The organism is Pseudomonas sp. RIT357, from assembly GCF_000632245.1.
GTDB lineage: Bacteria > Pseudomonadota > Gammaproteobacteria > Pseudomonadales > Pseudomonadaceae > Aquipseudomonas > Aquipseudomonas sivasensis.
In genome coordinates this window covers 1-19,867 of record NZ_JFYX01000025.1, presented here as the reverse complement: position 1 = coordinate 19,867, position 19,867 = coordinate 1, and the positions used below count along the sequence as shown (strand labels likewise).

16 protein-coding genes and 1 rRNA gene are annotated in these 19,867 nt (G+C 61.2%); 11 read left to right on the top strand and 6 right to left on the bottom strand.

Annotation, left to right across the window (positions count from 1 at the left end; translation table 11 throughout):
• Position 1: 1 nt before the first annotated feature.
• The 10 genes from BW43_RS10395 to BW43_RS10440 are packed head-to-tail and all read left to right on the top strand — an operon-like array spanning position 2 to position 12,455.
• Positions 2-913, top strand: coding sequence for a glycosyltransferase family 2 protein (locus BW43_RS10395; protein WP_032888224.1), 912 nt, complete (start codon positions 2-4; stop codon positions 911-913).
• A gap of 29 nt (positions 914-942) precedes the next feature.
• Positions 943-1,719, top strand: a complete 777-nt coding sequence (locus BW43_RS10400; protein WP_032888222.1) for a polysaccharide biosynthesis/export family protein — start codon at positions 943-945, stop codon at positions 1,717-1,719.
• A 14-nt stretch (positions 1,720-1,733) separates the two neighbouring features.
• Positions 1,734-3,725, top strand: a complete 1,992-nt coding sequence (locus tag BW43_RS10405) for an exopolysaccharide transport family protein (protein WP_032888220.1) — start codon at positions 1,734-1,736, stop codon at positions 3,723-3,725.
• Positions 3,725-4,915 carry a glycosyltransferase gene (locus tag BW43_RS10410; protein WP_032888218.1) on the top strand — a complete coding sequence of 397 codons (1,191 nt, stop codon included), beginning with the start codon at positions 3,725-3,727 and terminating at the stop codon, positions 4,913-4,915. The genes BW43_RS10405 and BW43_RS10410 overlap by 1 nt, the downstream gene beginning before the upstream one ends.
• Positions 4,905-6,233, top strand: coding sequence for a beta-galactosidase (locus BW43_RS10415; RefSeq protein ID WP_032888215.1), 1,329 nt, complete (start codon positions 4,905-4,907; stop codon positions 6,231-6,233). Before BW43_RS10410 ends, BW43_RS10415 begins: the two co-directional genes overlap by 11 nt.
• Before the next feature lie 8 nt (positions 6,234-6,241).
• Positions 6,242-7,459: a glycosyltransferase family 4 protein gene (locus tag BW43_RS10420; RefSeq protein ID WP_032888214.1), complete on the top strand. Its 1,218-nt coding sequence runs from the start codon at positions 6,242-6,244 to the stop codon at positions 7,457-7,459.
• On the top strand, positions 7,450-8,553 hold the full coding sequence (locus tag BW43_RS10425; RefSeq protein WP_032888212.1) for a glycosyltransferase family 1 protein: 1,104 nt from the start codon (positions 7,450-7,452) through the stop codon (positions 8,551-8,553). The genes BW43_RS10420 and BW43_RS10425 overlap by 10 nt, the downstream gene beginning before the upstream one ends.
• Positions 8,554-8,555: 2 nt before the next feature.
• The gene (locus tag BW43_RS10430) at positions 8,556-9,983 is read left to right on the top strand and encodes an O-antigen ligase (RefSeq protein WP_032888210.1); all 1,428 of its coding nucleotides are present in this window, start codon (positions 8,556-8,558) and stop codon (positions 9,981-9,983) included.
• Positions 9,983-11,392 carry a murein biosynthesis integral membrane protein MurJ gene (gene murJ, locus BW43_RS10435; RefSeq protein ID WP_032888208.1) on the top strand — a complete coding sequence of 470 codons (1,410 nt, stop codon included), beginning with the start codon at positions 9,983-9,985 and terminating at the stop codon, positions 11,390-11,392. Before BW43_RS10430 ends, murJ begins: the two co-directional genes overlap by 1 nt.
• 22 nt (positions 11,393-11,414) lie before the next feature.
• Positions 11,415-12,455, top strand: a complete 1,041-nt coding sequence (locus BW43_RS10440; RefSeq protein WP_032888206.1) for an acyltransferase family protein — start codon at positions 11,415-11,417, stop codon at positions 12,453-12,455.
• A gap of 26 nt (positions 12,456-12,481) precedes the next feature.
• Here the strand turns inward: BW43_RS10440 and BW43_RS10445 are convergent, their stop codons facing one another.
• The 4 genes from BW43_RS10445 to BW43_RS10460 all read right to left on the bottom strand — a co-directional run bounded on the left by BW43_RS10445 (position 12,482) and on the right by BW43_RS10460 (position 16,948).
• Positions 12,482-13,057, bottom strand: coding sequence for a DUF4174 domain-containing protein (locus BW43_RS10445; protein WP_032888204.1), 576 nt, complete (start codon positions 13,055-13,057; stop codon positions 12,482-12,484).
• Between the two features lie 164 nt (positions 13,058-13,221).
• Entirely contained in the window at positions 13,222-13,854 is a 633-nt protein-coding gene (locus BW43_RS10450; RefSeq protein WP_032888202.1) for a glutathione S-transferase N-terminal domain-containing protein, read from the bottom strand.
• Between the two features lie 59 nt (positions 13,855-13,913).
• On the bottom strand, positions 13,914-16,271 hold the full coding sequence (locus tag BW43_RS10455; protein WP_032888200.1) for a DNA polymerase II: 2,358 nt from the start codon (positions 16,269-16,271) through the stop codon (positions 13,914-13,916).
• Between the two features lie 209 nt (positions 16,272-16,480).
• The gene (locus tag BW43_RS10460) at positions 16,481-16,948 is read right to left on the bottom strand and encodes an SRPBCC family protein (protein WP_032888196.1); all 468 of its coding nucleotides are present in this window, start codon (positions 16,946-16,948) and stop codon (positions 16,481-16,483) included.
• A gap of 99 nt (positions 16,949-17,047) precedes the next feature.
• On the opposite strand from BW43_RS10460, the gene BW43_RS0127590 reads away from it, so the two are divergent.
• Entirely contained in the window at positions 17,048-17,449 is a 402-nt protein-coding gene (locus BW43_RS0127590) for a GFA family protein (protein ID WP_032888194.1), read from the top strand.
• A gap of 1 nt (position 17,450) precedes the next feature.
• On the opposite strand, the gene mrdA is transcribed toward BW43_RS0127590, so the two are convergent.
• Entirely contained in the window at positions 17,451-19,343 is a 1,893-nt protein-coding gene (mrdA, locus tag BW43_RS10465; protein ID WP_032888193.1) for a penicillin-binding protein 2, read from the bottom strand.
• Positions 19,344-19,615: 272 nt separating this feature from the next.
• A 5S ribosomal RNA gene (gene rrf / locus BW43_RS10470) occupies positions 19,616-19,731 on the bottom strand.
• Between the last annotated feature and the right edge of the window lie 136 nt (positions 19,732-19,867).

Sequence of the window (19,867 nt, the reverse complement as noted above, 5' to 3'; positions counted from 1 at the left end):
CATGCGCACCTCCTTGATCATCCCGACCCGTAACGCATCCAGCCACCTGGCACGCCTGCTGCCGGCGCTGAAGATGCAAACCCTGCAACCGGACGAAATGCTGGTGGTGGACAGCGCCTCCAGCGATGACACCGTGGCGCGTTTTCGAGAGTTCGGAGCACGGGTCGAAGTGATCGACGCCCGTGACTTCAACCACGGCGGCACCCGCCGTTGGGCCAGCGAGCAGGTTGGCGGCGACGCGTTGTTCGTGATGACCCAGGACGCTATTCCCGCCACGCCCGAGACGTTCGCCAACCTGCTCGCCGAGCTGCAGGAGGACCCGCTCAATGGCGTCGCCTATGGGCGCCAACTCCCCCACCCTGACGCGGGTGTACTGGGCGCGCAATCGCGACACTTCAACTACCCGGAGCACAGCCGCAGCAAAAGCCTGGCCGACGCGCCCACGCTTGGGATCAAGACCTGCTTCAGCTCCGACTCATTCTCCGTGTACCGACGCAGCGCACTGCACGCGGTGGGCGGTTTCCCCGCCGACGTGATCGGCAGCGAAGACGCTTACGTCGCCGCGCGCATGCTTCTCGACGGCTATAAGGTGCGCTACGCCGCTACGGCGCTGGTGCATCACTCCCACGATTACAAACTCATGGACGAGTTTCACCGCTACTTCGATATCGGCGTGTTCTACGGCCGCGAGCCGTGGATCAAGCAGGCCTTTGGCGACGCGGGTGGCGAAGGCAAACGCTATGTAATGGCTGAACTCGCAGCCTTGCGCAAAGCCGGCGCCTTGCACCGCGTGCCGGAGGTGCTGGTGCGCAGCGCGTTCAAATTGCTCGGTTACCGCCTGGGCCATCTTGAGCGTCGTCTGCCTCTCGCCCTCAAGCGGCGCATCAGCATGTTTCCCGGTTATTGGAGGTGAGCATCATGACCCACAGGAAGTCCCCCTTGATGAAACGAACCCTGCTCGTCGTGGCCATGATGGCTCTGGCCGCCTGTAATACACCGGCGCGCATCGTGCCGCCCGACAGCCAGACCGTCGAGGACGGCAAGCGCGCCCTCGACCAACTGGCCCAGTTGCCACCGGCGGTGGAACGCATCCGCATCGGCGACCAGTTGCGCATCGTGCGTGATGCCGGCGAGATGCCGACGCTGTCGGCGTTCAACGTCAGCACGATCTACGAGTTGACGCTGTACACCGTGCAGACCGACGGCAAGATCAACTACCCGTTCCTGGGGCCAATCCAGGTTGCAGGGCGACAGCCTTCGGAGCTGGCGACAGAGCTGACCGGCAAGCTCGCGCAGACATACCGCGAGCCGCGTGTGACGGTGAACATCAATCAGGCGCCGGGCAGCTCGGTCATTGTCGGCGGCGCGGTGAATAACCCGACGGCGGTGCAGATCGCCACGGCCAACACGCTGGAACAGGCGATTATCGGCGCCGGCGGGGTGAGCCCGGCGGGCAATGCAAGCATGGTTGCGCTGCTGCGCGAAGATGCCCAGGGCGCCTATCGCGCCTATTTCCTGGACTTCAGCCAACTGCTCAAGACCGGCCCCAATGGGCGCAAACCGGTGCACCTGCAACGCGGCGATGTGGTGTTCGTGCCCAAATCCAACGTGGGCGAGCGCATCCAGGGAGTGGATACCTACATGAACCAACTGATCCCGTTCACCAAGTCCATTGGGGTTGGCTACAACTACACACGCACCAGCGGCGGCAATAACTAAAGGAGCGACATCCTATGATCGAGATCCGTTCTTTTCGTGATCTGCTGCGCCTGTTCTTCATCTTCCGGCGCGAGTTCAAACTGGCCGCCATTGCCGCGTTGGTGATCATACTGCTGGGGGCGTTCCTGCTGCCGGCCAAGTACGAATCCACCGCTCGACTGCTGGTGAAACCGGGCCGCGATTCGACCCTGCCCATCGAGATCAGTAATCGTCAGGCGCTGGTGATGCCCAGCACCCAGCGCGACCCGATTGTCGACGAAGAACGCCTGCTGACCGGGCGCCCTATCGTGCGTGCAGTGGCCGAGCACTACCTGGAAGTCATCAACAATGCGCCGCCGCCGGAGGGTTTCTGGAAGCGCACCAAGCACGCCGTCAAGGAGGGCGTCGGCGCGGTGTTCGACGGTATTCGCGTGGTGCTGGAAAGCGTCGGTGTGATCGAAAAAACCACGCCGGTGGAACGCCTTGCCGCCAACCTGGAAAAGAGCTTTGAAGTGAGCCACGCCGCCGGTTCCACGGTGATGGACATCAGCTTCACCTGGGGTGATCCGCAAATCGCCCAGGCGGTGGTCAAGGATTGGGTCGAGACCTACATCAACGAACGTACCCAGGCTCTGGGGCGCAAGAGTTTGTATGTGTTCTATGAAGGTCAGGTGTCCACCAGCGCCACGGAGATCAAGGGCTACAAGGAGCAGATCCTCACACACCTGAACGAGATCGGCGCGGCCAGCATCACTGATCGCCTGGAAGACTTGTCCGAGCGCATCAACGTATTGCGCGGCGAGACGTTCAACACCACGCGCCTGATCGCCTCCTCCGACAGCGCCATCGCGAGCACTCGCACGCAGCTCAAGACCCAACCCAAGGAAGTGACCACGGTTCGCCAGATCGCACTGAACCCGCAGCAGCAGGACTTGCGTCGCCTGCTCAACCAGAAGCTGCTGGAAAAGGCTGACATGATGCGCACCTACACGGATAACGCGCCGCCGGTCAAAGCCCTGGATGCGTCGATCCGCGCGATGCAGGCCCACGTCTCCAGCGAAAGCAACACCGTGCAGAGCTCGGAAAACCGTGCGCCCAACACGCTGGAAATCCACTTGCAGCGCGTGCTGCTGGATGAAACGAGCAACAACCTGGCGCTGCGCACTCAACTGGTCCAGCAGCAAAAGCAACTGGTCAACCTTGAAGCTCAACGCAAACAAGCCCTGGAGATCGAACCGGAGTTGACCCGCCTGGGCCGCGAGCTGAGCACCGCCGAACGCAACTACGCGTTGTACGTGGACAACCTGGAAAAATCGCGTATCGACCGTGAGCTGGATAACAGCCAGATCAGCAACATCGCGGTGATCGAAGAAGCCACCCTGAACCCCGGCCGCATCTTCCCGAAAACCCTGGTGATGCTACTGTTGGCGATTCCGTTTGCGATCGTCGTCGGCCTGCTTGTGATCTACCTTTGCTACCTGCTCGACCAGCGCATCCACGACGGTGGTTTGGTGGAACGCAAGTTCGGCCTGCCACTGTGGACGACCCTGCCGGAGTTGGACACCAGCACCGCCCAAGGCACCAACGCGTTCAATGCAAGCATCTACCGCCTGTACGGTTTGCTGCAGTTGGAGCGGATTGCCGAGCAAGGCATGACGCTGGGGCTGACCTCAGCGCGCCATGGCGAGGGGGTGACCTTTGTGGTGGAACACCTGCGTCAGTTGCTCCAGGAAAACGGCATCAACGTGCGGGTCGGCGGGGCTGAACCTGCCAAGCCGGGCGAAGTGGTGCTGCTGGACGCGTCGGCGCTGCTGGATAACCGCGATGCGTTTATCAACCTGCGCCGCGCCGACCTGATCGCCCTGGTGGTGGAAGCGAATACCAGCACGGTGCCCGTGGTCGAGCACGCGCTGTCGATCCTCAACACGGCATTCGGCAAGGTGGACGGCATCATCATCAACCGGCGTAAGTTCGAAGTGCCGGCCAAGGTGCTTAAATTCATCGCCAAGTACCGGGGAGCGTTCTGATGCGCATCGCCCTGCTCGCCCCATTGCCGCCGGAAAAAAACGGGATCGCCGACTACGCGAACCATTTCCGCACGGCATTGGAACACCTGGGCGTAACGGTGCTGACGCCGTTGACCGGTGTGGCGAGCAACAGCGAGGCCATCAAGCAGGCTATCGCTGCATTCGACTGGCAGAGTGTGGACCTGGTCCACGCCGAACTGGGCGGCGGGCGGCTGGGGGAGTTTCTGGCCCTGCGTGAACTGCGCAAGACCTACCCGGCATTGCCCTTGACCGCCACCGTGCATGACCCGGAACGGATCGTGTGGCGGCGCGAGCAGTTGCCATTTCCGTTGAACCTGCTGGACCGCTTGCCGAGCCCGCTGCCCCAGGCGGCGGTCGTGCTGGCCGACCCACTGACCCTGCGTGAAGAGCGTCAGGTCGCTAAAGGCCTGACGCGGCTGATCACCCTCACTCGCCTGGGCGCCCAATGCCTGAGCCAGCGCATGCAACTGCCGGCGGGCAAAGTCGCGGTGATCAACCACGCCAACCTGGCCATCCCACCCGTGCCGCTGCCGCCGCTGGAAACGCTGCACCTGCTGTACTTCGGTTTTATCTACCGGGGCAAAGGCATCGAGGACCTGCTGCAGGCACTGGCTGCCGTGTTCGAACAAGCCCCTGAATTGCGTGACCGTGTGCGCCTGACCCTGGCCGGAGGCACAGCCGCCGAAATGGCGTTTGGCGCAGGCAGCAATTACCTGGAGCAGTTGAATAGCCAAATCGCCGACCTCGGCCTGACGGACGCTATCGATTGGCGGCTGAACTTGCCGGCCGACGACATCGCCCAGACCATTCAGGCGCACCATGTGATGGTGCTGCCGTACCGTGAATCGAAAAAACTCGGCCTGCTCGGGCGCCAGCGCGGCACCAGCGGCGCGTTGTCCTGGGCGGCGGCGTGCGGGCGCGGAGCGATTACCTCGGATGCCCGGGCGTTTGCTGAAGAAGTCGCCAGCGGCAACGGCGCCATCTACCCCGAAGGCGACGTGGCCGCGCTCAGCGAGCAACTGCTGCGTCTGGCGCGCACACCGCTGTTGGCCCGGGACTGGGCCGAACGCGCCGGCGAAATCGGCCGTGAGCGCTTGTGGCCGTTAACCGCGCAGAAGTTCGCCGCACTGTTTGGCGACGCCATTTCAGGAGCTCGCCATGGCGCGTAAACGCACCTACTTCGCCACCCTGGCCGTGGTCGCTGCCTTGGGCCTGACTGCGTTTTTTTGGGGGCGCCAGGCGGATGCAGAAAGCCATGTGCTCAAGGGCAACAAAGAGGTGGTATGGAAGGATTTCCTGGGGGTGAACGCGCAATTCCTATGGTTCAGCCCCGAGCGTTATCAGAAGCAGATCGACCGTCTCAAGGCGCTGGGTTTGGAGTGGGTGCGCCTGGACCTGCATTGGGATCAATTGGAACCCGTAGAGGGCCAGTACCAGGTGGCAACCCTGGACCAACTGGTGGGCAAGCTGCAGGACAACCAGCTCAAGTCGGTGTTTTACCTGGTCGGCTCGGCGCCGTTTGCCACCACTGCACCGGCGGGTGCGCCCTATCAGGACCAGTACCCGCCGAAGGACCCGAACGTGTTCGCCAACCGCATGGCGTTGCTCGCCCAGCGCTACCCCAGCGTGGACGCCTGGCAAGTGTGGAATGAACCTAACCTGCTGGGCTTCTGGCGTCCGGTGGCCGATCCGGCCGGCTACGCCACGCTGCTGACCACCTCAGCCGCCGCGCTGCGAGCGATGAGCCCGAGCAAACCGGTGGTCGCAGCCGGTATGGCGTTCTTCAGCGAAATGCCTAACGGCCAGACCATGTTCGATGCCCTCGGCGCACTCGGCGTGGCCAGCCTGAATACCGTCATCTCCTACCACCCCTACACCCAATTGCCCGAAGGCAACGACCCGGCCAACCTGGACTTTATCGCCAAGACCACCGCACTCAACCAAGCCTTGCGCACAGGCGGTGTGCAGACCCTGTGGAGCACCGAATGGGGTTGGTCGACCTACACCGGCCCCAAAGACGCCCAGGACATCATCACCCCACAGGCCCAGGCCGATTACGTAGTACGCCGCCTGGCGCTGATGAGCGCGATGGATTACGACAAGATCTTCCTGTTTACCTTGAGCGATCTGGACCAGCGAGCCAGCGTGCGTGACCAGTCCTACGGTTTGCTGGACATCGACACTAACCCCAAGCCGGTCTACACCGCGCTGAAAAACTTTCTCGACGTCAGCGGGCCGAAGCTAATACCCGGCGACCCACCCACCGCCGACCAATTGCCCGATGGCCTTTTCAGCATCGGTTGGACCCGCACGGATGGTCGCAAGTTATGGTTTTTTTGGTCGGCACAGGGCGGTGACGCTCACTTGCCAGGATTGGCCAGCGCGACTCTGTATGACCCGCTGCGCGGCACGCAAACCCCGGTGAGCGGCACCAACGGACTGACCGTCACGGTCAAGCCAAACCTGCAAATACTGTTATGGGAGTGAGGCCTGCGATGCGCATTTTATGGATCCTGCCCTACTCGCCCTGGCCCGCCACCAGCGGCGGCAAGACGCGTCAGTTCCATTTGCTGCGCAGCCTTGCGGCGCGTGGGCACCAGATCACCTTGCTGCTGCATGACAAGCACCCGGTGTCGCTCACCGACCGCCAGGTGCTGGAGGCGTTTGTCGAACAGTTGATCATCCTGCCGCGCCGCCCGTTGCGCAGTTTCAAGACCCTGGTGGCCGGGCTGTTTGCGCCCTACCCGCTGCTGGCCAGCGTGAATGGTTTGGCGGGCGAGTTGCAGGACACTTTCAATTGGTTGCTGGGTGAGCAGTGGGACGTGGTGCAGATTGAGCACAGCTACAGCTTCCAGCCTTACGAAGATGCACTGGCGCGCAAGTCACAGCCGTTTGTGCTGACCGAACACAATGTGGAGTCGGCCCTGGGCGCAGCCACTTACGACCGTTTGCCGCGTTGGGCGCTGCCGTTCATTCGCTACGATCAATGGCGCTATACCCGCTGGGAACGCCGAGTGATGCGCCAGGCCGCGCAGGTGGTGGCCGTCACCGACAGCGACGCGCAGGTCCTGGAAAAAATCGCCGGAAAACCGGTACCGGTGGTGGTCAATGGAGTGGACTGCGATCACTTCGCCGCCGCCCGTCCCGACCCGTCGACGCGACGCGTGCTGTTCCTGGGCAACTATGAATACGCGCCGAACGTGGACGCCATCGAATGGGCGCTGGATGAAATCCTGCCCAAGGTCTGGGCGCGCTGCCCGGATGCGCGCATGAGCGTGTGCGGTTTCGGCATGCCGGGCAGTTGGCGCGAGCGCTGGAAGGACCCGCGCATCGAGTGGCAAGGTTTCGTGCCCCACCTGCTGAATCTGCAATCAAGCTGCTCGGTCTTTCTGGCGCCGTTGCGCCACGGCGGCGGGTCGAAACTCAAGGTGCTAGAAGCCCTGGCCGCTGGCCTGCCGTTGGCCAGCACCGAGCAAGGTGTATCCGGGCTGGACTTGGTGGAAGGCCTGGACTACCTCGGCGGACAAAGCGCCACCAAGCTGGCCGATGCGGTGGTACGCCTGCTGCAATTCCCCGACGCCGCCGCGCCCATGGGTGAAGCTGGCCGCGCCTACGTGCGTCGGGCCCATGACTGGAGCGTCGCCGCCAGCCAGTTGGAGCAGGTGTACGCCACCCTCGCGCCGCAGAACCAAAAGGAGCCGGCATGCGTGTAGGCCTGGATTACCGCACCGTCGGCACCTCGCCGCAATCGGGCATCAGCCGCCAGGTGTATGCGCTGGAGAGTGCGCTGCACACGCTGCCAAACATCGAAGTCGAGCGCTTTACCGTGGCGCCCCTGGGCGATGAAACCCGGTTGTGGGCCCATTGCCCGGCTTGGGGCTGCGCCAAGACTGCCATGCACCAGCCACAGAATCGCCTGCGTTTCGAGGCGGGTTTCTTGCCGCGGGCCTTGCGCGAACACCATGTCGATCTGTACATCAGCACCTTCAATATGGGCCTGCCGTTGCCACCCAAGCCTCAAGGACTGCGCACCGTCGTGCTGTTGCATGATCTGTTTCAGATCACCCTGAACAACTACCACGCCAACCGCTTGAAGGCGTTGATCTACAAGACCAGCGATCGCCTGTCGATTGCCTACGCGGTGCACAGCGCTGACCGCGTGTGGACGCCGTCGCAGTACAGCGCCGATGAAACCCTGCGGCTGTTCCCCAAGGCGGCGAGCAAGATTCGCGTGTTGCCCAACCAGGTCGATGGGTTCTCCGAGCTGGCCGCCGACCTCAGCGCGCGCCAGTTGCCTGCGCGTTACTGGTTGTTGGTGGGCACCCGCGAGTTGCGCAAAAACGTGCCATTTCTGGTGGACGCCTGGCAGCAAGCGCGACGCCAATCGCCCTCAGTGCCGGAACTGGTATTGGTAGGCAGCCTCGATCATTTGCCCGAAGCCCAGCGCACACTGCCAGGTATTCGCGCCTTGAGCGGTGTGTCGGACGCTGAGTTGCACGCGTTGTACCGCCGGGCCTCGCGCCTGTGGCAGCCGTCGTATGCCGAAGGGTTTGGCCTGCCGGTGATCGAAGCCTTGAGCGTCGGCACCCCCGTGGCGGTGGCCAGCGGTACATCACTGGATGAAATCACGCCACCGTCAGCCCCCCGCTTTTCGCCCACCGATGGCCCGGCGCTGACGCAATTGATGATAGGCCTGGGCGAGCAACCCGACGAAGAATCCCCCGAGCAACGCCGCCAGTGGGCGCAACGCTTCAACCACCACGCTTATCGCCGGCGCCTGGCCGAACTGATCGAGGAACTGACGTGAGAGTGAATCTGGCAAGCCTCGTCGCGATACTCTTCGGCCTGCTGTTTGGCGCCCTGGCTTTGCTGCTGTCGCCGGCCAAGGCGTTTCTGGCTGTGGTCGGTCTGGCGGCTGCGGTGACCATCCTGCGCTTTCCGTTCTGGGGCCTGTTGCTGTTTGCGGCCGTGGCGACGTTCATGCCGTATTCCACGGTTAACCTGGGCATTCGCACCACGGTGAGCGAGGCGATTCTGGCCCTCACCTGGGGCGCGATCCTGTGGCACAGCTTCCTGTCGCGCCTGCCGCAAGCGCCCAGCCTGACCCGACGGCCCACCGACCAAATGCTGTTGTGGCTGATGCTGTTCAGTGCGTTCCCCTTCATGGTCGGTCAGGTTATCACCCACGCCCACAGCAGCGGCTTGGCCAACTGGCTGCGCTGGTTGCTGAACCTGTCGGGGGTGTTCCTCGCGGCCAAATTGCTGGGGGATCAAAAGAACCGCGAATCTCTGGTGATCGCACTGTTGCTCGGCACCCTGGCGATGCTGGTGTTGTCCATTGGGGTGTTTGTGCGCACACGCTCAGGGGCCGGGATCGCGCCGATTCTTGGCCTGTTCAACTACGCCAATTTCGACATGCTCAAATTTGGTCTGGAGGCCATGTCTTCGCGCATGGGCTCGCCGTGGACGCACCCGAATGCCATCGGTGGGATCATGGCGTTGCTGCTGCCTTTAGCCTTCTGCTTCGGCATGACCGAGCAAGGCTGGAAACGCGCACTCGGTTTGGGCGTGGCCTGTTTGGGAGCGGCGGCATTGCTGCTGGCCAGCAGCCGTGGCGCGATGGTCAGCCTGGCGCTGGTGCTGATATGGATGGCCTCACGGCGCGTGCCGTACACCGGTCGCCTATTGATGATCGGTGCGGCGCTGACGATAGCGCTGGTGATGGCTTATCCACCGTTGCAGGATCGCCTGGCGACGATTTTTTCTACGAACAACGCCAGTACCGAAGTGCGTTTCGATGAATACCGCATGTTCCCGCAGGCCGTGGCGGCCTATCCGCTAGGCATCGGCTTCAAGGTCGACCCGCCAGTACCGGGCACTGGTCTGCTAGGCATCTCCAACCTGTGGCTGAACTACATCTACAAGATAGGCCTCGTCGGCATGCTGCTGTTTGTGGCGGTGACCGTCCGCTGGTGGCGTGAAGCCCGTCCAGAGAAAGGTCCGATCCGCCTGACCAAGGACAACGCCCTGTGGCTGGGTACCACGGCGGGGATTCTGTCCGCGCTGGTCAGTGGCTTGTTTGACCACTATTTCAGCTTTGCGGTGGTGATGGTGGCGCTGTTCTGGCTGATGGTGGGCATCAATGTGCTGGAGGCGCGGCGCTTGTTTCCGGCGCGCCTGCCGCAGGTCAAGACAGTGACCTACCGTAAACCGCTGTTCAGCGGCGCACGGCCCTGATGCTGGGCTCCGCCGCATGGCTGACCCTGGCGACCTTGCTGGGCCTGTGCCTGGGGTTCGCCCGTGAGTGGTTGCTGGTCGCGGCGTGGGGCGCGGGGGAGCGCAGTGATGCGTTCCTGATTGCGCTGTTCTTGCCCGAGGCGCTGCGCATGTCTTTGGCCGGCGGTGTGCTCAGTGCGGCGGCGTTGCCGTTGTACCTGGCGCGCAAGGATGGCGAGCGGCTGGACTGGCTGGCGGTATTGTTTCCGGCCTTGATGCTGATCGCCTTGGTGACCAGTCTGCTGCTGACGCTGTTGGCCCCGTGGCTGGTGCAAGTGCTCGGCCCAGGGTTGGCCGACACGGCGACGGCGTTGGCCAGCAGCAACCTGCAGGTCGTCGCCTGGTGCGTACCGGGGCTGATGCTGCATGCGCTGTTCAGCATTCCATTGCAGGCCAGCGAGCGTTTTGTGCTGGCCGGCTTGGGCTCGCTGCTGTTCAACCTGCCACCAGTGACGTACCTCGCCCTCGCCGGCACCGCGACTCAACCCCACTCACTGGCCCTGGCATGCCTCGCCGGCAGCTTGCTGATGCCATTGGCGCTGCTGCCGTCGATGTGGCGCCAAGGCTGGCGGCCGTGGCGCTGGCAGCTGAGCTTCGCGCCGTTACGCGAGCTGGGCCAACGCATCGGCCCCTTATTGATAAGCAACGGAGCCAGCCAGGGCCTGGCGCTGATCGAAAGACTCGTGGCATCGCTGCTTGGCGAAGGCGCAGTCACCTGGGTCAACCTGGCCCGCAAGCTGATGAACCTGCCGCTTATTGCGCTGATGAGCCTCAATCAGGTGCTGCTGGGCATGATGAGCCGACGTCAGGGCGATGCGCGCCTGGCCCTGCTCAAGCGCGGCCTGGAAACCGCCAGCGTGCTGACGCTGCCCGCCGGCGTCGGGCTGGTAGCCGCCGCACCAAGCCTGGTGGCGCTGCTGTTGCCCCAGCAATCGTCTGACTCACCATTGCCGCTGCTGCTGGCGTGGTTTGCCGTGCCGTTGGTGTTCGGCGCCTGGAACGCCTTGCTCGCGCGTTACGCCTACGCCGCCGGCGATACGCGCCAGCCGCTGCGCTGCGAATTGCTCGGCAGCCTGGTCAACGTGTTGCTGCTCTGCGTCTTGCCATTTGTGTTCGGCCTGGCAGGAATTCCACTGGCCGCGCTGGCGGGAGTGATCTGCACCGCGTTGCTGCTGATGCAACGCCAAACACTGCTCGGCGCCCTGCCCTGGGCCCGGCACTGGCTACTCAGTGCGCTGGTGCTGGGCGTGGCGGCGCTGGTGTTGTTTCGTCTTGAAGGCGTATGGCTGCAACTGGGGCTGAGCACCCTGGCCGGTGCCTTGGTATTGCTCGGGATGGGGCTGTGGCTGAAACCATGGCGCAAGGCATGAAGGGTTGACTGGGGAAACGCAGATGAAACATCGCTGGATCCAAATGGACATCGCCAAAGGCATCGGCATCCTGGTGATCGTGTATGCCCACAGTTGGTTTGTCGCCACGTCACCGGACCTTATGTACCTGATCCTGGCGTCGTTCGTGCTGCCTTTGTTCTTCTTTCTGTCGGGGGTCCTTTTCAAGCCTGAACAGCCCTTTCTCGAGATGGCGGTGCGTAAGGCGGATGCTCTGCTCAAGCCGTTTTTCTTCACCATGCTGGTGTACGTGATTGTGCGAGATCTGCTACGCGGCCAGCCGCTGCTGCCGGATATCGGCGGCGTGTTGTATGCCTCGGTGGACACCATCCCATGGCAGGCTCTTTGGTTTTTGCCGCACTTTTGGGTGGCGATTCTGTTTGGTTGGGTGCTGCTACGGTTGATCCAGCGTCTTTCGCTGGCCGTGAGTTGTGTACTGATGCTGGTGCCGCTGCTGATCGGCATCTGGATGCTGCCCTGGTTCTGGCAATTGCCGGTGACGGTCGGCGGGCAAACCTGGGTACTGCCCGGCTTGCCGTTCAGCCTGGACATCACGCTGATCAGCAGCGCGTGTTTCGTCTACGGCTATCTGCTGCGGGACTGGCTGCGTACCCATGCGGGGTCAGTGCTGACCCTGTTGCTTTCGGTGGCGCTGTTCGCGGTTGTGTTCATCTACAGCCACGACACCATGGACCTGGCGCAACGGCGCTACGACCACTGGCTGTGGACCAGCCTGCTGGCGGTGATTGGTGTTTACGTGTGCTGGGCGCTGGCACGGGTGCTGATGGTGTCGGCCCTGATTACCAGGGCGATGACCTATATTGGCCAATCGACGCTGATTTTGTTGATCTTCCATGGCGAGATCCAGCACAAGACGTTTGACCTGATGGAGCGGCTGGGGCTGCATGCGTTTGTCGCGGCGTGTATCGGTTTTGTCGTGGCTGTGGTGGTGCCGTTGTTGATCGGGGAAGTGATCAAGCGGGTGGCGTTTTTGCGGTTTTTCTACTTTCCGTTTCCGGTGCGTAAGCCACAAAAAACCCTATAGGCGGCGGGGCCTACAGGGTTTCGGGTTCAGTCATCCAGTTGTTGAGGGGCTGGCTTGCTGCCCGGCTTTGCGGGCTTGGCGCCCTTGGCTGGCGCTGGTGGGGCGGGTTCAGGTTCTGCGGCGGCAGCGGCTTCTTTCTCCGCCATGGGCATCTGGTCGATGGTGCTGAAGAATTCCTTCAAGTCGAGGGTATCCGGTGGCACGGTCTTCTCAAGTTTCTTATCGCCATCCTTGCCGATCAGGATCACCTTAGTGCCGCTGCCAGCGCCAAGTTTGAGTGCGCGGATCAGTGCATTGGTTTCGGGCGGCGTTAGCTTTTTATTGTCCTTTGGGTCCTTGGCGAACTTCTCGCCTTCGGCGCCAATGCTGCCGAACTTCACGGTGTAGAACACCATGGCGCGCTCTTCAAAGGACTGCTTGATGGCGGGCTCGTCCAGTTGTTTCTTAAGGGTCGCCAGCGTGGAGTTGCCTGAATCAAGCTCAACCACCACCAACGGCCGGGCCTTGCCCAGATCCTGCTTGAGCGGGTTGATATCATCAGCAGCCAACAGCGGCCCCGTAAAAGCCATCAAGGTAGCCAGGGTCAGCGACCGGATGAGCATGCGCACCTCCTTTGAATTCCATGCAGGGTTCTTGAGTTTCATGTCTGCGACAGTCAAATTCAAGGATGATTCCTACAGCGCTTTAAGAAAGCGTAGGTCAGGACGCCCGCTACGCAAGGGTTTGGCGCGGACATCCGTGATTGTTTCCGTTGATTGCGGAAACATTACGAGACCTTCCACTCCGGCCAATGCCGCGCAAAAACCGGGGCCACGACAGGATCGGCATCCACCTGCGCCAACGTCTGGGCAAAGCCGGGTGCCAAGCCGCCCAACGCCTCACGGGCGTCATCCCAGCGCGACACTGCTGCCGCCATAATGCCCAGTGCATTCGGCTCACCGTTCGGCGCAAACAGCTGCTGTTCGAACTGATCGGCGAACACTACCCAGGCCTGATGCAGATAGCGGCGAGTGCCGGTCGCCAGTTGCACTTGGGCCGCTTCATTGGCGTTGCCCAACCAACGTTGCGGGTAGTCAATGATGCCGATCGCCGAATAACAGTTGGCGGCGATATACACCAGGCCTCTGATGATCTGCGCCCGGTCGCCGTTCAGCAGGTGCGAGTCAGGAAATTCGAGCCCCAGGTGAATGAGGATCGCGGCGCTTTCCGTCAGCACCTGCCCGCCGGGAGTGACCAGCGTGGGGATTTGCTTGAGCGGGTTGATGCGTGCCAAGGCTTCGCTGCCCTCGCTCTCCTGCCAGGAGCTGGCGTCCACTCGGTGCCACGGCACCGCACAGCGCTGCAGGGCGATTTCGATCATGCAAGAGCCGGATTCGTCGGTGCCGTAGAGCGTGTACATGAGCGTTTTCTCCTATCGATGGAGGCCTAACCTCCCACACTTTTAAGGGGTGTTGATCGTTAGAACAGCCCCATTTGCCCACCGACCAAGGTGCCGAAATCGTCATTCACAAAGGGCAGAATCGCATCGGCCACCGGCTGCAACTGCCGGGTAACGTAGTGATCGTAGTCGATGGGCGCTTGGCGTACTTCCAACGGTTCAGGGCCGTTGACGCTGATCACGTAGCTGATCCAACCGCCGCGCTGGTACTGGCGCGGCCGCCCCAGGCGGTCATTGTAGTCATCGGCCAGGCGCGCGGCGCGCACGTGGGGCGGTACGTTGCGTTCGTAGTCATCCAACCGGCGGCGCAGGCGCTTGCGGTAAATCAGCAGTTCGTCGAATTCGCCGCTCAGGGTTCGGCGAACGTAGTCGCGAATGTAGTCCTGATGGGGCTGGCGGTGAAAGATGCGCTGGTAAAGTTCCTGCTGGAATTGCCGAGCCAGGGGCGACCAGTCGCTGCGCACGGTTTCCAGGCCTTTGTAGACCATGTCTTCGCTGCCATCAGCGCGCGTGACCAAGCCGGCGTAGCGTTTTTTGCTGCCCTCCTCCGCACCGCGAATGGTGGGCATGAGAAAGCGCGTGAAGTGGGTTTCGTATTGCAACTCCAGAGCGCTTTGCAGGCCAAATGCGCTGTGCAGATGTTCGCGCCACCACGCATTGACGTGCTGCACCAGCGCCTCTCCGATACGGCTGGCAGCTTCCTGGGAATGGGCCTTGCCGAGCCAGACGAAGGTTGAATCGGTGTCGCCGTAGATCACCTCATAGCCCTGAGCTTCGACCAGCTCGCGGGTCTGACGCATGATCTGGTGGCCGCGCATCGTGATCGAGGACGCCAGTCGTGTGTCAAAGAAGCGGCATCCGCTGGAACCGAGCACGCCATAAAACGCATTCATGATGATTTTCAGAGCTTGGGACAGCGGCGCGTTGTGTTCGCGCTTGGCCACTTCACGGCCCTCGGAGACGCGGGCGACGATAGACGGCAGGCAATGACGCGTACGGGAAAAACGCGCACCGCGAAAACCTTCCACTGATTCGCTGTCGTCCGGGTGCTTGAGGCCTTCGATCAAGCCCACGGGGTCGATCAAAAAGCTGCGGATGATCGACGGGTAGAGGCTTTTGTAATCGAGTACCAGCACGGATTCGTAGAGACCGGGACGTGAGTCCATGACAAATCCGCCGGGGCTGGCCTGGGGCGGTTTGTCGCCCACGTTGGGCGCGACAAAACCCTGGCGGTGCATCAGCGGCATGTACAGGTGGGTGAATGCTGCGACCGATCCGCCATTGCGGTCGGCTGGCAACCCGGTGACGCTGGCTCGTTCGAGCAGGAACTTGAGCAGTTCGGTCTTCTCGAAAATCCGCGTGACCAGCTCGCAGTCCTTGAGGTTGTAGCGCGCCAGTGCGGGCTTGTCCTCGGCGAACATGCGGTTGATTTCGTCCATGCGCTGGTAGGGCGTGGAGATATCCTTGCCCTCGCCCAGCAAGGTCTGCGCAACGTTTTCCAGACTGAAGGATTCAAAGCTCCAGGTGGCCGACCGCAGGGCTTCGATACCGTCGATGATCAGGCGCCCCGCCGCTGAGGCGAAGTAATGGTTGCGACTGCCATGTTCGCGCCAGGCCATGGGTTCGTCGCCACGGCCAAGCATGAGCGGCACCTTGAGGCGTTGGGCGTGTTCGTGGAGCACGCGCAGGTCGAACTGCACGACATTCCAGCCGATGATGGCGTCGGGATCAAAGGTGGCGAGCCATTGGTTGAGGCGCTCCAGCAGTTGGGCGCGGGTGTCGCAGTAGTCGAGCTTGAAGTCCACTGCGTCGGTTTTGTTCGGTGGCCCGAGCATGTAGACCTGGCGCTCACCGCAGCCTTCAAGGGCGATGGAGTACAGGTCGCCCTGAGCGGTGGTCTCTATGTCCAGGGACACCAGTTTGAGCGGTGGGCGGTAGTCGGCGGAAGGTTTCATCTGCGCGTCGCACAGAGCGCCAGAGACGTCGGGTGTGCCACCGAACCAGACCGGGGCGGTGATAAAGCGCTCCATCATGTAGCGCTCAGGTGGACGTACATCGGCTTCGTAGACGTCGACGCCGGCAGCGCGCAGGCGTTTTTCTACATCCATCAATTGGCGGTGCTGGCGGGTGTACAGGCCCAGGACCGGGCGGTGATGAAAATCGCACAACTGCAAGGGGCGCAATTCAATATCACGCTCGCCCTTGAGCAACCAATCCAGCGGCTTGCGATGGGCCTCTGGGATGAACATCACCGAGGTCTGCACGGGTAGGCGGATGAACTGTGGGCCCTGGTCCGTGGCCAGCCAGAAACTGACCTCCGTACCCGCCGGGGTATCGCGCCAATGCCGGGTCAGGACAAAACCCTGCTGTAAATCCACCTTGCCGCACCTCAGGAATCGCTTTCAGGCGTTGATTCTACGCGGCATCCGGGCCAGCGCGGCAGGTAAACGCGTACGCAGGCTGCAATCTCACACATTTATTGCATTAGCCGACTCAGGGCTCTTGGCACATGGAAGTTCTGGAAGTCACTACAGCCATGGGAGCTGAAAGCTGTAAGCACGGGCATCAGCAATGATGCCCGTTTGGGTCATGCCCGACGGGCAGTGTTCAGATAGTTTTCGATATTACCCATCTGCTCGTCCCAGCCACGAGAGTTCATCTTGAAGGCCTTCTGGCGACGAGCCTGGGGCACTGCGTCGAAGCCGGACTCCACAACCCGAAGCAGAATACCCGGAGCACGATCTTCAATCGTGAACTCAACCAAGGTGGGTGTCTCCTGGTCATAATCGACGCCCTTCTCAACCGCAAAGGGATGCCACCAGAAAGAGAACAATGTCTGTGGCAGGATGCGTTCGATTTTGGCTTTCCAGACCACATGCTCGTAACCTGGATAGGTAATCGGCGCCTCGATGGTTTCTCCCACCCCGAAGACTTTGCCCTTAAGGGCGACGCCAAACCAATCGCCGAATTGCTCAGCGTTGGTCAGCGCCTCCCAGACCTGTTTGCGTGAAGCGTTGAGCAGGACTTTTCGCTCGATGCGATCTAATACGTGCATAAGTCACCTCCTCCATTGACAGTAGGCGACATCAAACAATGCGCAACCTGAGGTTGTAAGCAATGATGATGACCCCATCCTTGAACCCGGCAATACGTTATGACTGAACCATTGAATGGAAGTTGCTTTTGCAAAGGTGTGCGCTATCAGGTGGACATCTTGGATATGCCCATCAGCCACTGCCATTGCAGGAGCTGCCGCAAGATACACGCGGCGGCGTTTGTCGCCACGGCTGGGGTGATGCGCGAGCATTTTCGCTGGACGTTAGGGGAGGAATTGCGCGCGGCCTTCGAGTCTTCACCGGGAAAATTCAGACATTTTTGCAAACGCTGCGGCTCACACCTGATGGCGGAGCGTAGCCAGCAGCCCCATGTAATTGTGCGAGTGGCAACGCTGGATGATGATCCGGGCGTCAGTCCCACTTCACACATATGGGCGAGCCACGATGTACCCTGGCTCGCCTATGAGGATATGGAACGCTGGGACGAGTGGAAGCCATGACCTAGACGCGCGGCTCACCCGGTGCCTTGGCTGGCGCTGCATATTGCGGCTTCAGGTGACCGTCCTGGTCCAGCAGCCAAGCATCCATGATCTGCCGCACGACCGGTCCTGCAACGCGACCACCGGCCTCACCGTTTTCGATCATCACCGAGATCACGATTTTCGGGTGTTCGGCGGGAGCAAAGCCGACGAACAAGGCGTTGTCGCGGTGGCGTTCCAATGTCTTCTCACGGTTATAGCGCTCGCCCTGCTTGATCGCGACCACTTGGGCCGTACCACTCTTGCCGGCGATGCGATATTGCGCACCTTGCGCAGCGGCCCGGGCGATACCGCGCGGATCGTGCATTACCAGTTGCATGCCGTGGTTGACCTGCTCCCAGTCACGCGGGTCTTTGAGTACAACGTTCGGCATGGGGTTTTCGTCAACGGGCGGCACGCCATTGATCGTTTTGGCCAGGTGCGGTCGGTTCCATACACCTTTGTTAGCGATCAGCGCGGTGGCCTGAGCCAGTTGCAGCGGCGTGACCTGCATGTAGCCTTGGCCGATGCCGAGAATCACGGTTTCGCCTGGAAACCAGGGCTGGCGGCGGGTCGCGCGCTTCCAGGCCTGAGACGGCATCAGGCCGGCTGACTCTTCAAACATGTCTAGGGATACTTTCTGACCCAGGCCGAATTCCGCGAGATAGTCGTGTAGGCGGTCGATACCCAGCTTGTGGGCCAGGTCGTAAAAGTATGTGTCGTTAGAGCGCATGATGGCTGCGTCCATATCCACCCAACCGTCGCCGCTATGGTTCCAGTTGCGGTATTTGTGGTCGAAGTCGGGTAGTTGGTAGTAACCCGGGTCGAACACACGGGTTTGGGCGGTGACGACACCGCTGTCTAGGCCTGCGATGGCCACTTCTGGCTTGATGGTCGACCCCGGTGCGTACAGGCCTCTAAGGACACGGTTGAACAGCGGTCGGTCGATGGAGTCGTGCAGCGCGGCATATTCCTTGAAGCTGATACCGGTTACGAACAGGTTCGGATCGAAGCTGGGCTTGCTGACCATGGCCAGTACTTCACCGGTTTGCGGGTCAAGTGCCACTACTGAGCCGCGACGATCACCCAGGGCCTCCTCAGCCGCTTCCTGGAGCTTGACGTCGAGGCTCAGGACGATGTTCTTGCCGGGGATCGGGTCAGTATGCTTGAGCACGCGCAGCACGCGACCCTGGGCGTTGGTCTCAACCTCTTCATAACCGACATGACCGTGTAGCTCGGATTCGTAAAACCGCTCAATACCGGTCTTGCCGATAGACTGTGTGCCACGGTACTCCACCGAGTCGAGGGTCTTAGATTCTTTCTCGTTAATACGGCCCACATAGCCAATGGAGTGGGCGAAGTGAGCGGCGAGCGGATAGTGGCGGACGAACTGTGGTTCTACATCGACCCCCGGCAGGCGGAACTCATTCACTGCCAGCAACGCAATTTGCTCTTCGGTCAACTCGTAAAACAACGTCACTGGAACGAAGGGATGGCGCGCTTGCTTCAAGGCCTTGTCGAATAACCCACGGTCCTCAGGCGGCAAGTGCAGGAGATTGACGATGGCATCCAACTCTCCCTTGAGGTCGGTGGTGCGTTCTCGGGTGATGGTCAGGTTGTAGCTGGGGCGATTGTCGGCCAATACCACACCGTTGCGGTCATAGATAAGGCCACGCGTCGGTGTAATGGGTAATACGTGGACGCGGTTGTTCTCAGAAATTGTGGAGTGGTAGTCGAACTGTACGACCTGCAGGAAATACATACGCCCCACCAGAGCGCATGTGATGCCAATGACCAGTAGCGCGCAAGCGAGCAGGCGTTTATTGACAAGACGGTTTTCTTTTTCGTGATCTTTGATCGGTATCGGTTCTGGCATTTCTACAGCATCTCGTTGAAGAGGGTCGACGCCGCATCCTGCGATGAAAGATCAATCCTTGGGAAAATGTGCTGCACCATACCAAAAATGCAGAAACACTTTGCATTGAATTCCTCAACGGTACTTTGACGGATGTTTGCGCATCAATGACAAAGGTGGCAGGCCCGCCGCCCCTGAGGATATTCGAGAGCTCGCCCTGATCCGCCCTCGCACTTTCCGCCCGCCCAAAACAAAACCCCATCTGCTTTCGCAAATGGGGTTTCGGAATTTAATCTTGACGATGACCTACTCTCACATGGGGAAACCCCACACTACCATCGGCGATGCATCGTTTCACTACTGAGTTCGGGATGGGATCAGGTGGTTCCAATGCTCTATGGTCGTCAAGAAATTCGGGTACTGAGTCGCGACCAGCTGGCCTCGCTTCAGCAAATTGGGTATGTGATAGCTTTCGGTGTTTGCAAGAGTCGAACTTTCGGTTCATTTCGTCTTCACACACCGCAATCTGGTGCTCTTTCGCTTTT